The organism is Amycolatopsis sp. PS_44_ISF1, from assembly GCF_032335455.1.
In the GTDB taxonomy this organism is placed as follows: Bacteria; Actinomycetota; Actinomycetes; order Mycobacteriales; family Pseudonocardiaceae; genus Amycolatopsis.
The window spans coordinates 1439477-1451918 of sequence record NZ_JANUXO010000001.1 but is presented as its reverse complement, the minus strand read 5'-3'; the positions used below and the strand labels follow the sequence as shown (position 1 = coordinate 1451918).

10 protein-coding genes are annotated in these 12442 nt (G+C 70.4%); 3 read left to right on the top strand and 7 right to left on the bottom strand.

Translation table 11 applies throughout. The annotated features are described in order from the left end of the window. Positions 1 to 13: 13 nt before the first annotated feature. Both NYF13_RS06540 and NYF13_RS06535 read right to left on the bottom strand, forming a co-directional pair. Positions 14 to 346 carry a co-chaperone GroES gene (locus NYF13_RS06540; RefSeq protein ID WP_315654854.1) on the bottom strand — a complete coding sequence of 111 codons (333 nt, stop codon included), beginning with the start codon at positions 344 to 346 and terminating at the stop codon, positions 14 to 16. A gap of 1 nt (position 347) precedes the next feature. Further along, positions 348 to 2162 carry an NHL domain-containing thioredoxin family protein gene (locus NYF13_RS06535; protein WP_315657236.1) on the bottom strand — a complete coding sequence of 605 codons (1815 nt, stop codon included), beginning with the start codon at positions 2160 to 2162 and terminating at the stop codon, positions 348 to 350. 177 nt (positions 2163 to 2339) lie between these two features. Here NYF13_RS06535 and NYF13_RS06530 point away from each other — a divergent pair, with 177 nt between their 5' ends. Continuing rightward, complete coding sequence (locus NYF13_RS06530) at positions 2340 to 2915, top strand: hypothetical protein (RefSeq protein WP_315654853.1); 576 nt, start codon at positions 2340 to 2342, stop codon at positions 2913 to 2915. Between the two features lie 81 nt (positions 2916 to 2996). Here the strand turns inward: NYF13_RS06530 and NYF13_RS06525 are convergent, their stop codons facing one another. From NYF13_RS06525 to NYF13_RS06505, 5 genes are all read right to left on the bottom strand, one after another. After that, entirely contained in the window at positions 2997 to 5300 is a 2304-nt protein-coding gene (locus NYF13_RS06525; RefSeq protein WP_315654851.1) for an oxidoreductase, read from the bottom strand. A 208-nt stretch (positions 5301 to 5508) separates the two neighbouring features. After that, a complete protein-coding gene (locus NYF13_RS06520; RefSeq protein WP_315654848.1) occupies positions 5509 to 6285 on the bottom strand; it encodes an amino acid ABC transporter ATP-binding protein in 777 nt (258 codons plus the stop codon). After that, a complete protein-coding gene (locus NYF13_RS06515) occupies positions 6282 to 7217 on the bottom strand; it encodes an amino acid ABC transporter permease (protein ID WP_315654846.1) in 936 nt (311 codons plus the stop codon). The genes NYF13_RS06520 and NYF13_RS06515 overlap by 4 nt, the downstream gene beginning before the upstream one ends. Positions 7218 to 7246: 29 nt before the next feature. Next, positions 7247 to 8167, bottom strand: coding sequence for an ABC transporter substrate-binding protein (locus NYF13_RS06510; protein WP_396287247.1), 921 nt, complete (start codon positions 8165 to 8167; stop codon positions 7247 to 7249). Positions 8168 to 8395: 228 nt separating this feature from the next. Next, complete coding sequence (locus NYF13_RS06505; RefSeq protein ID WP_315654843.1) at positions 8396 to 9814, bottom strand: M20/M25/M40 family metallo-hydrolase; 1419 nt, start codon at positions 9812 to 9814, stop codon at positions 8396 to 8398. Positions 9815 to 10173: 359 nt separating this feature from the next. Here NYF13_RS06505 and pdhA point away from each other — a divergent pair, with 359 nt between their 5' ends. Both pdhA and NYF13_RS06495 read left to right on the top strand, forming a co-directional pair. After that, complete coding sequence (pdhA, locus tag NYF13_RS06500; protein ID WP_315654841.1) at positions 10174 to 11436, top strand: pyruvate dehydrogenase (acetyl-transferring) E1 component subunit alpha; 1263 nt, start codon at positions 10174 to 10176, stop codon at positions 11434 to 11436. Further along, entirely contained in the window at positions 11436 to 12428 is a 993-nt protein-coding gene (locus tag NYF13_RS06495) for an alpha-ketoacid dehydrogenase subunit beta (RefSeq protein WP_315654839.1), read from the top strand. The genes pdhA and NYF13_RS06495 overlap by 1 nt, the downstream gene beginning before the upstream one ends. The last annotated feature ends 14 nt before the right edge of the window (positions 12429 to 12442 follow it).

The window sequence follows — 12442 nt, the reverse complement described above, 5'->3', positions numbered from 1 at the left end:
CCCCAGCCGGGAACTACAGGTACAGCCCCGTGCCGTGCTCGGTCCGCTCGGTGGCGACGGCGTGGATGTCCCGCTCGCGCATCACCAGGTGCCCTTCACCCTTGATCTCGACCTCGAGCTGGTCCTCGGGGTTGAAGAGCACCCGGTCGCCCGGTTTGACGTTCCGTACGCTGTTGCCCACGCCCAGTACATCACCCCAGGCGAGTCTGCGCGCCACCTGAGCGGTGGACGGGATGACGATGCCGCCGCTGCTGCGCCGTTCGCCCTCCTCCGGGGAGAGCCGCACGAGCACCCGGTCGTGCAGCATCTGGATCTCGAGCTGGGGGGCGTCGGACACCTGGCCCATGCTACCGGCCGGACTTCGGCTCACCCGCCATGACCAGGCTGAGCGCCTGCTCACCGCCGACCTCGAAGCGCACCGGCACCCCCCAGTCCTGCCGGGTGATGCGGCACGCGGGGTGCTCGCCGCCGTCGTCGCAGCTCGCCGCCTGCGCGACGACCTGGAGCACACCTTCGGTGGCACCCTCGGCGAAGCGGATCCGGCGCACCAGGTCCGTGCCGACACCGGCGCCGTCGGCGAGCAGCTCCGGTGGCGACGCGCTGATCTCCAGCCGCGTCGACGGCCCGTGCCGCTCGTCCAGCTTTTCGCCCGGCGGCGGGGTGAAGACCACGGAGAACTCGACGTGGCCGGGCGCCAGCACGGTCGGCGAGCGGCGCACGGCGTGCGCGGTCCCCGCGACGGTCGTCGACTCGACGCCGACCGGCGCGACCCGGTTGCCCGCCGACTCGACGACCAGCAGCACACCGTCGTGCAGAAGCAGGCCTTGCGGCTCCGCGAGCCCGGTGGCGAGCGTCGTGACTTCGCGCGTGAAGGGGTCGTAGCGGCGTACGGCGCCGTTGTAGGTGTCGGCGATGGCGACGCGGTCTCCGGGTAGCACGGCGAGGCCCAGTGGGTGTTGAAGCAGCGCCTCGGCCGCGGGGCCGTCGGAGTGGCCGAAGGAGAACAGGTCGACCCCGACGGCGGTGTGCACGGTGAAGGACTCGCCGTCCGGCTCGATCCAGCGCAGCGCGGAGGTTTCGGCGTCGGCGAGCCAGAGCTTGTCGCCGTCGGGCGCGAGGCCGGAGGTCTGTGCGAAGAACGCTTCGTGCACGTCACCGTCTCGCAGACCTTCGACGGTGGTGCCCGCGAAGCGCCGGATGTTGCCGGAAACCGGGTCGAAGACGCTCAACGTGTGGTTGCCCGCCATGGCGACCACCACCCCGCCGGCCGGGGCCCACCAGGCGACGTCCCACGGGCTGGTGAGGTCGACGTCCACGGCCTTGCCGGTGTCGGAGCCGTCGCGCCACTGCCGCCCCGTGCCCGCGACGGTGCTGACTTCGCCGGTGTTGAGGTCGAGCCCGCGAAGCCGGTGACCGGCGGTGTCGGCGACCACCGCGTGGTACCCGACGCGCTGGGCGACGTCGTTGGGCAGCAGCGCGATACCGGACGGCTCGGTGAAGCTGGCCAGGTCGAACGGACCGTCCTGCGCGCCGCGCGCACCGCTGCCGAAGCGCCGGATCACGGTCTCGCCGTCGGAGGCGAATTCGACGATCGAATGGTGTCCGGTGTCGGCGACCAGCACCCGCCCCTCGGCGGTGGCGACGGCCTTGCTCGGGAACCGCAACTCGCCGTCCTGCTCCTCGACCGGCACGTACGGGCTGCCACCGCGGCGGAGCGTGCCCTTGGCCGCGTGCTTGACCACGAGGTCGGCGACGACGCGGCGCAGCGCCTCACCGTGCCCTTCGCCCGCGGCGACGTGCACGACGTAGCCCTCGGGGTCGACCACCACGAGCGTCGGCCACGCCCGCACGGCGTACTGCGACCACAGTTCCAGGTGCGGATCGTTGACCACCGGGTGGTGCACCTCGTAGCGCCGGACCGCCGCCTCGATCGACGCGCGCTCACCCTCGTGCAGGAACTTCGGCGAGTGCACACCCACGGTGACGAGCACGTCGGAGAACTCCTCCTCGAGGGGCCGGAGCTCGTCGAGCACGTGCAGGCAGTTGACGCAGCCGCTGGTCCAGAAGTCGAGCAGCACGATGCGTCCGCGCAGCTCGGCGAGGGTGAGCCGGTGGCCCCCGGTGTTGAGCCAGACGTCGCCGGCCAGTTCGGGCGCGCGCACCCGCGCCTGCGGCGCTGCGGGCAACGGTGAGGTAGTCACAGGACGAGTGAACTACATCCGCTCACGCTGTGTTCCCATATCCGAGGTCGGAGAGAAGAAGCTCACCCCGCCGAGGGAGTGTTCACGAACCGGAAAAGGACGCGCGGCGCCCAGCTTCGGCTACGTACGCTTCTCGGCATGTCGACAGTCCAACCGGCCGGCGCGCTCACCGTGGAGGAGGCCCGAACCCTCCAGGAGAACCTCGGCGAACCCCTGCGCCCCGGCCTCACGGACGCCGAGCTGAACGACGTCGAGCAGCAGTTCGGCTTCCACTTCGCCGCCGACCACCGCGTGTTCCTGCGCGCCGGGATCCCCGTCGGCGACCGCTGGCCCGACTGGCGCTGCGGCAACCCGGACCAGCTCCGCCAACGCCTGGACTGGCCCGTCGACGGCGTCCTCTACGACGTCGAGCACAACGCTCTGTGGCTACCCGATTGGGGGCCGCGCCCGCGTGTCCTGTCGAACGCGCTGGCCGCCGCGCGCCGCCACCTCGCCCCGGTGCCGCAACTGGTGCCGGTGTGCGGCCACCGTTACCTGCCGGCCACCCCGGGTGAATCGGGGTATCCGGTGCTGTCGGTGTACCAGACCGACATCGTGCCGTATGGCTGGGACCTGCGCGGATACCTCCGCCACGAGTTCGGCGGGGAGCCGCTGGGGGAGCCACCGGCGGAGGGGGCGCGGGTGGTGGGGTTCTGGTCCCGGTTCATGGACTGAGGTGGGGTTCCCGCGGTCGGCTGGGTGGGGTTCATCGGGTCGGCTGGGTCGGCTGGGCTGGGCTGGGCCGACCGGCGCGGGTCAGCTGGTGCGGCGCAGCATCCGGCTGACGCCGGCCGCGACGGTGGTGGCCAGGGTCCAGCCGGAGGCGGTGATGCCGGCGGCCACCCAGTTGTCCGCGCCGTGCATGTACCAGCGGGACTTGTTGCCGAAGTCCACGATCGGCACGAGCAGGTCGGCCGTGTAGATCACCGGGTTCCACTGCAGTCCCGTGTCCTGCTGGTTGACCGCGCAGCGCCGGCCGTCGCTGACCGCGTACCGGTCGGTGTGGGTGACGCAGTCGTCGCGGCCGAGGCCGAACCACAGGCTGCCGACCACCAGCAGCATCAGCAGCCAGCCCAGGGCGCGCACCGGGCGGTAGCCGTAGCCGACCATCGACCGTTGCAGCCAGCTCCACAGGCGCACGCCCGGGCCGAAGATCGTGAACCCCCGGGCCAGCGCCTCGTAGCGGAACTGCTGCTTGCGCAGCCCCACCGTCGACGCGTGCTCCTCGTTGCCGGCCGCGCGCAGGGTAGCGGCGAGCTGGTCGTACGGGCCGGGCCGATAGCCGCGCATGGCCTGGCGCAGCAGGACGATCCGGTGGTCGAGGGAGCGGTCGTCGTCGAGTGCGATGCCGACCTTCAGCGCGTCGTACCGGAAGTCGTCCAGCTCGATGCCCTCGGTGGCGGCCCAGAAGTCCTCGTTGTCACCGAGGGTGCCGCAGTGCGCGCGGCGCAGGATGACGCGGCCCGCGGGCGGCTCGGCGGGCGTCAGCAGGAATTCGTCGGCCGTGACGTCGCTGGCGTCGAGCGCGATTCCGTGCGGGGTGAGGGATCCCAGGCGCGAGCCCCGCAGCTCCAGGCGCCGGGCGATCTGCGCGCCGTCGAGGTTGACGCCGCCCTCGGCGAGGAACGGGCGGTCCTTGTCCTCGGTGAGCACGAGGTCGCGGCCGATCCGCGCGGTGCGGACGTCGAGCGAGAAGCTGCTGGAGGTGCGGCGCCCGGGGTCGGTGGTCTTGGTGCCGCACAGGTTCAGGCTGCCGCCCACCTCCACGCCCTGCAGCCGCAGCGTGCCCTGCACGGTGGCGTCGGTGAGCTGCAGGTTCCCGGAGATCTTGGTGCGGCGCGCGGAGAACGCGTCGCGGCCGGGGTGCAGGAACATGGAGTTCCACGCGAGCAGGTTGCCGCCCACGGTGACGTCGGCCAGGCGCAGCTGGCCGACGGGCACCCGCAGGCTGGTGGCTTCGACGTCACCGCCGATGGTGGAGCCGTCGAGGTGCAGGGCGCGGTCGTAGAACGGTGCCTGGCGGCCGCGGACCATCGTGATCTCGGCGCCCGCGAGCCGCAGGGAGCCGCCGATCCGCGCGTTGACCATGCGGAGCGTGCCGAACGCCTGGAGCCCGTCGGACAGTTCGAGGTTGCCGTCGACCTTGAGCCGGTCGGCGACGAGCGCGGGCCGCGGGTCGAGGTAGGGGTCGTTGGACTTCCACGCGTCCACGACCACGGGGCCGTTCTGGTCGACGGTGAGCTTGGCTTCGCGCAGCACGATGTCACTGTCCACAGTGGCGCTGGGGAGGTAGATGATCCCGTTGGCGGAGAAGCGTTTGCGCTCGCTGGCGGGACCGTAGTTGTCCACCTCGCAGAGCAGGCTGCCGCCGATGTGGAGGCCGTTGCCGTTGAGCGCGAAGCCGTCCGGGTTGTCGAACGCGGCGCCGGAGAAGTTCACGTTGCCGCCGGTGCGCAGTCCGGGCAGCCGGACCTCGCCGTTCGCGACCATGCGGTACGCGAGCAGCGCGCCGGTGATCACGAGCCGGTCGCCCTGCACGGCCTTGCCGTGGCGGTGGCTGATGGTGGTGCGGGTGAGGACGACGGACCCGTCGATGACGGCGTCGGTGAGGTTGACCGCGGCGTTGGGCACCCCGCGCTCCCGGTCGTCCCCCCGCTGGACCGTGGTCTCCTCGATCTCCCGCTCCTCCGGCCCGACCTCCACCACGCTGCGGACCAGCCGCAGGTCGTTGCGGCTGCGGAAGTTGCGCGCCTTGAGCCCGGGCAGCCAGCACTTGCGGAAGACCAGCCCGAGCAAGGTCGCCTCCCGCACGTCCGGCGGGTGCTCGAACCGGCACCGCTCGAACCGGAACAGGTACTCGAGGTCGGCGGCCCGCAGGTCGAGCGTCCCGGTGATGTAGGCGTCCTCGACCTGCACGATGGGCGCGTTGGTGGCCTGCCGGCGCCACCGCATGATCCCGGCGGAGCCGGGTCTGAGCAGGTCGGCCGCCTTGACCTCGTACCGCTTGTCCGGCACCCCGGCGAACGGGTCGAGCGGCGGCAACGTCGTGTCGGTCGGCACGTGACTCCCCCGGGTCTCGGCCTCCAGCGAATCGGATGCAGCGCGCAGGCGCAAGCGGCCTAATGGAGTAGCCCGGTCGGGGAAGCACGAAAGTTCCGGTGACCGGGCGGCCTCGACCGCGGCCACCAGCGGTTCAGCCGATGGAAGGCGGGCCGCGGAGGCGGAAAACCGTTGTGGCCGCCCCGGGAGCGGGACGGCCACCACCGGTTCAGGCGTTCGGGCTCAGCACCCGGGCCAGGAATTCCTTCGTGCGCTCGTGCCGGGGGTCGCCGATCACCTGGGCCGGCGATCCCTCCTCGACCACGACGCCACCGTCCATGAAGAGGACCTTGTCGGCCACTTCGCGGGCGAACTGCATTTCGTGCGTCACCACGACCATCGTCATGCCGTCCTGGGCCAGCTGGCGCATGACGCCCAGCACGTCGCCGACCAGCTCCGGGTCCAGGGCCGACGTGGGCTCGTCGAACAGCATCAGCTTGGGCTGCATGGCCAGCGCCCGCGCGATCGCCACGCGCTGCTGCTGCCCGCCGGAGAGCTGCGCCGGGTAGTTCGCCGCCTTGTCGCCGAGGCCGACGCGATCCAGCAGCTCCATCGCCCGTTCGCGGACCTGGGCCTTCGGCTCGCGCCGGACCTGGATCGGCGCCTCCATGACGTTCTCCAGCGCCGTCATGTGCGGGAACAGGTTGAAGCGCTGGAACACCATGCCGATGTCCTTGCGCTGCAACGCGACTTCCTTCTCCCGCAGCTCGTGCAGCTTGTCACCGCGCTGGCGGTACCCCACCAGGACGCCGTCGACGTACAGCCGGCCGGCGTCGATCTTCTCCAGGTGGTTGATGCAGCGCAGCAACGTGGACTTGCCCGAGCCGGACGGGCCGATCAGGCACAGCACCTCGCGCTCGTGCACCTCGAGGTTGATGCCCTTGAGCACCTCGAGGCTGCCGAAGCTCTTGCAGATCTTCTGCGCGGAAACGACCGGAGTGCTCATGTGACGTTGCCTCCACCCCTGCTGAACATCCGGTTGCGCCAGCTCGGGCGGCGGACGACCTCACGAGAACTGCCCCGGGCGAAGCGCTTCTCGATCTGGACCTGGATCACCGTCAGGATCGACGTCATGAACAGGTACCAGATCACCGCCGTGAGCAGCAGCGGGATGGTCTTGAAGTTCTGCGCGTAAATGGTCTGGACCGCGACCATCAGCTCGTAGTACCCGATCGCCACCACCAGCGACGTGGTCTTCAGCATCGCGATCGTCTCGTTGCCGGTCGGCGGCACGATCACGCGCATGGCCTGCGGCAGGATGATCCGGCGCAACGTCGTGGTGCGCTTCATGCCCAGCGCGGACGCCGCTTCCAGCTGACCGCTGTCGATCGACTGGATCCCGCCGCGCACGATCTCGGCCATGTACGCCGCTTCGTTGAGCCCGAGGCCCAGCAGCGACGCGGTGAACTGGTTGATCAGCGTGTTCGTGTCCCACGAGACGAACTCCGGGCCGAACGGGACGCCCAAGCCGAGCCGGGGGTAGGCGAAGGCCAGGAAGTTCCAGAACACCAGCTGGGTGATCAGCGGGGTGCCGCGGAACAGCCAGATGTAGACGCCCGCCGCCCCCTTCATCAGCGGGTTCGGCGAAAGCCGCATGACGGCCAGCAGCACGCCGCCGACCACGCCGATGACCATGGAGATCACCGTCAGGATCAGGGTGTTCTGCAGGCCGCGCAGCACCCGGGGGTTGACCAGGTAGTCCCAGACGACCGGCCAGTCGAAGTTGTCGTTGGTGACGATGCTGCGGACGATGACGAACGCGAGGAAGAGGATGACCACCCCGGCCGCCCAGCGCCCGTAGTGGCGCACCGGGACGGCCTTGATGGGTTCGGTGTCGACGGGGGCCCCGGTGGGAGGCGCGTCGGAAGAACTGGACACGGGGAACTGGGTCCTATCTCCGTACGACCTCAGGAGGCCGGGTTGATCTCGGACGTGGCGACCGCGCCGGCACTCGAAAGACCCCACTTCTCCAGGATCTTCTTGTACGTGCCGTCGGTGATCAGGGCCTGGACCGCGCCCTGCACCGCCTTGCCGTAGTCACCGCTGTCCTTCTTCAGCACGATGCCGTAGGGCGCGGTGTCGTACGGTGCGCCGACGACCTCGAGCTGCCCGTTGGTCTGCTTGACCGCGTAGTCGACGATCGGGGAGTCGGCCAGTTCGCCCTGCACCCGCTTGGCCGTGAGCGCCAGGTTGACGTCGGTCTGGGCCTGGAGCTGGGTGACCTCGATGGCCGGCTTGCCCGCGGCGGTGCAGGTGTCGGAGCGCTTCTGCAGGTCGTCGACCTGCGTGGTGCCCTTCTGCACCCCCATCTTCTTGCCGCAGAGGCCATCGACGCTCAGCTTGTCGGGGTTGCCCTTGAGCACGGCCATCGAGGTGCCCGCACGGTAGTAGCTGATCATGTCGACGGTCTGGAGCCGCTCGGCGTTGATGCTGAACGAAGAAATCGCCATCTCGTACTTCGCGGACTGGATACCGGGGATGATGCCGTCGAAGGCGGCGTTCTGGAAGTCGGTCTTGAGGCCGAGCTTCTGCCCGATCGCGGTACCCAGGTCGACGTCGAAGCCGGTGACCTTGCCGCTCTCGTCCTGGAACTCGTTCGGCGGGTAGCTCTGGTCCTGGCCGACCAGGATCTTGCCGTCGGCCGAGATCGCGGCCGGGACCATCGCCGCCAGCTTGTCGTCCTTGGCCACGGCGGGGATGGCCGCCGCGCCGCCCGGGGCCGCCGTGGGGGAGTCGCCCCCGACGTCGCCCGCGCCGCTTCCGCCCGCGCCGCAGGCCATGGTCAGGCCGACCAGTGCGAAAGCCGGGAGAAGGGCGAGCGCCTTCATCTGGTGTCCTCGGGCCACTTCGTCACTCCTCGTAGTTCTCAGCTGTCGAGAGCACGCATATTGCCACTCGCAAGCAGGTATGCACAGCACCCGTACGTTACGGGCCCGTTTCGCACTGGAGGAGCCCGTGTGGACGTTCGGTCCGGCCGATGCCGGGCGGCCGCGCGCGGTGAGCGGCGAGGGTGCGGCCCCGGGAGGACGGCGAGCGCCGTCCTCCCGGCGAGGAGTTCAGCCTCGCGCGTGCGCGTCCAGGATGTGCGCCACGGCCTCGCTGACCTGGTGCGCGTAGTCCAGGTTCAGCCACTCGTCGGGCACGTGGATGTTCGAGTCGGCACTGCAGGCGCCGGTGACCAGGAACTGGGCCTGCGGGTACTTCTCGCCGAGCAGGCCCATGAACGGGATGGACCCGCCCATGCCGGCGGCCCGGTGGGGGCGGCCGAAGACCTCGTCGCTCACGCGGCGCAGCGCCCCGGTCAGCCAGGGCGCCTCCTCGGGGGCGTTCCAGCCGTCCTCGGCCTTGGCGTCGGAGATGGTCACCTTCGCGCCGTACGGGACGTCCGTGGTCAGCGCCTTGCGGATGGCCTCCAGGGCCACTACCGCCGAAACCGTCGGCGGGAGCCGGAAGGACAGCGTGAGCGTGGTGCTTTCGCGCAGCACGTTGCCGGCGTCGGCGGGCAGCGGGAAGCCGTCCGCGCCGATGACCGACAGCGTGGGCCGCCAGTAATTGTTCAGCAGCAGCTCCAGCGCGTCCTCGCTGACCGTCTTACCGCCGCTGACCAGCGGAAACGCCCGGCGCAGGGCTTCCGGGGCGACCTCGGCGACGGCCTGGGCCTCGGCGAGCCGGCTGGCCGGGACCTCGACGTTCAGCTCGGCCGGCTTGATCTCACCGGTCTCGGCGTCCTCCAGCCGCTCCAGCAGCTGCCGCAGCACGCGGAACGAGCTGGCGACCACGCCGCTGGCCAGCCCGGAGTGCTGCGCGGTGGCCAGCAGTTGCACGTTCACGCTCAGGTGCACCATGCCGCGCAGGCTGGTGGTGAGCCAGAGCCGCTCGTAGTCCATGCCGCCCGCGTCGAGGCAGACGACCAGCGAGACCTCGCCGAGCCGCTCGGACAGGTGCGCCACGTACGCCTCGAGGTCCGGGCTGCCGGACTCCTCGGCCGTCTCCAGCAGCAGCACGGCGCGCGCGTGCTCGCCGCCCGCCGCGTGCACGGCCTCCAGCGCCGAAACCGCGGCGTACCCGGAGTAGCCGTCGTCGACCGAGCCCCGGCCGTAGAGCCGGCCCTCGCGGACCACCGGGGTCCACGGGTCGAGGCCCTCGGACCAGCCGCCGACCGGGGGCTGCTTGTCGAGGTGGCCGTACATCAGCACGGTGCCCCGGTCACCGGCACCCGCGGTGGCGGGCACGTCCACGCAGAGCAGCGGGGTGCGGCCCTCGAGCTGGACCACCTCGATCTTCGCGCCCGGCAGGTCCCGGCCCTCGATCCACGTCTTGACGTGGTCGACGGCGGCGGCCAGGTGACCCGAGCTCACCCAGTCCGCGTCGAACGCCGGGGACAGCGCGGGGATCGCGACCAGACCGGACAGGCTCGGCAGGACGTCGCTGATCCACGTCGAGACCACGGTTTCACGTACGGATTTCTGTTCCACGCCAGTCATCCTGCCACGGTGACGGAGGTCACGGAGGGGGCTGAGCCGGTGAGGCGCGACACCCGGACGCACCCGGTGGAGGCGGGATGCGACCTGGTGGACGCCGGTCGGGACACCCGACCTTCGTCGATCCAACTCTCGGGCGTCCGAGCGTTTTCGCTGTTCAGGCCCGGTTTCTCAGCAACAAATCAGCAACCGCGCCTCACCACCGGCCCAATCTTCGTGTCAGGATGTCGCCGAGAACCGTCAACGCCGACGGTGGCCTGGTGCCTCGGACCCGAGGCGCCGGTCCCGCCGGTGCAGTCGCTGTGGCCGCCACAAGCGGCCGCCAGAGGCACCGACACCGAGGAGAACAGCGCATGCCGTCCGAACAGTGGACGCACCCGGAACCCGGAGACGGGCCGGCCGCCGTAGCGGCCCAGCCCTCACCCGAGCAGGTCATCGCCGGTCTGCGGGCAACCAGTGAAGGTGGCGCTGAGCTGACTCAGCTGCTCACCCCCGAGGGCCAGCGGATCCCGTCGCCGCAGTTCGACAAGTACGTCACCGACGTCGACGAAGAGGCACTCCGGAACCTCTACCGCGACATGGTGCTGGTGCGCCGCGCCGACCGTGAGGCCAACGCGATGCAGCGCCAGGGCCAGCTGGGCATCTGGGTGCCGCTGCTGGGCCAGGAGGCCGCGCAGATCGGCTCCGGCCGGGCGCTGAAGCCCACCGACATGGCCTTCCCGAGCTACCGCGAGCACGGTGTCGCCTACGCCCGCGGCGTCGACCTGCGCGAGCTGCTGGGCATCTTCCGGTGCACGGACCACAGCGGCTGGGACTACAAGGCCCACGGCTTCCACCCCTACACGATCGTCATCGGCAACCAGGTGCTGAACGCGGCCGGGTACGCGATGGGCCAGAAGTTCGAGGGCCGGGTGGGAAACACCGACGGTGACGGCAATCCCTCCGAAACCGACGAAGCCACCATCTGCTACTTCGGTGACGGAGCGACTTCGCAGGGCGACGTGCACGAGGGCTTCGTCTGGGCCGCGGTCTACGACGCGCCGCTGGTGTTCTTCTGCCAGAACAACCAGTGGGCCATCTCCGAGCCGACCGAGCGCCAGTCGCGCCTGCCGCTGTACCAGCGCGCCCGCGGTTACGGCTTCCCCGGCATCCGCGTGGACGGCAACGACGTGCTCGCCTGCCTCGCGGTGACCCGGTGGGCGCTGGAGGAGTGCCGGCACGGCAACGGACCGGTGCTGATCGAGGCCTTCACCTACCGGATGGACGCCCACACCACCACCGACGACCCCTCCCGCTACCGGCTCTCCGACGAGCTGGAGGAGTGGAAGCTGAAGGACCCGATCGAGCGCGTCCGGGCCTACCTGGCCCGGGGCGGTGGCGCCGACCACGAGTTCTTCGACCAGGTCCAGGCCGAGGCCGACCGGTTCGCGGCCGAGCTGCGCGAGTACACCTTCAACATGCCGGAGCCGCCACCCGAGCGGATCTTCGAGAACGTCTACGCCGAGCCGTCGCCGGTGCTGGACGCGCAGCGGGAAGAGTTCCTGTCCTACTTGGACGGTTTCGCTTCCGAAGAGTCGCTTGCGGGCTCGAGCGTCCACAACCGGGGTGAGCACTGATGACCGACCTCCAGAAGCTGACCATCGGCAAGGCGCTCAACCTCGGTCTGCGCCGGGCCATGGAAGAGGACCCGAAGGTCCTGATGATGGGTGAGGACGTCGGCAAGCTCGGCGGCGTCTTCCGGATCACCGACGGGCTGCAGAAGGACTTCGGCGAGCAGCGCGTGCTGGACACGCCGCTGGCCGAGTCCGGCATCATCGGCACCGCGGTCGGCCTGGCCGTGCGCGGGTTCCGGCCGGTGTGCGAGATCCAGTTCGAGGGGTTCATCTTCCCCGGGTTCGACCAGATTTCCTCGCAGCTGGCCAAGCTGCACTACCGCACCCAGGGCAAGATCAAGATGCCCGTGGTCATCCGGGTGCCGTTCGGCGGTGGGATCGGCGCGGTGGAGCACCACTCCGAGTCGCCGGAGTCGCTGTTCGCCCACCTCGCCGGGCTGAAGGTGGTCTCGATCTCCAACGCGGTGGACGCGTACTGGGGCATCCAGGAAGCCATCAAGTCCGACGACCCGGTGCTGTTCTTCGAGCCGAAGAAGCTGTACCACTCGGGCGCGCTGAAGATGGAGGTGGACACCGGCACGTCGCCGGGCCGCGTCTTCCGCTCGCAGGTGGTGCGCGAGGGGACCACGGCCACGGTCGTGGCGTACGGCCCGTCGGTGAAGGTGGCGCTCGACGCCGCCGCGGCCGCCGCCGACGAAGGCAAGTCGCTGGAGGTCATCGACCTGCGCACGCTCTCGCCGCTCGACCTCGGGCCGGTGTTCGAGTCGGTGCGCAAGACCGGGCGGCTGATCGCGATCAGCGAGGCGCCGTCGGAGTCGTCGCTGACCTCGGAGATCGCCGCCCGCGTCCAGCAGGAGTGCTTCTACTCGCTGGAGGCCCCCGTGCTGCGCGTGGCCGGGTTCGACACGCCGTACCCGCCGGCCAAGCTCGAGGAGCACTACCTCCCCGACCTGGACCGGGTGCTGCACACCGTCGACCGTTCGCTGGCCTGGTAAGGGGGAGTTCACCG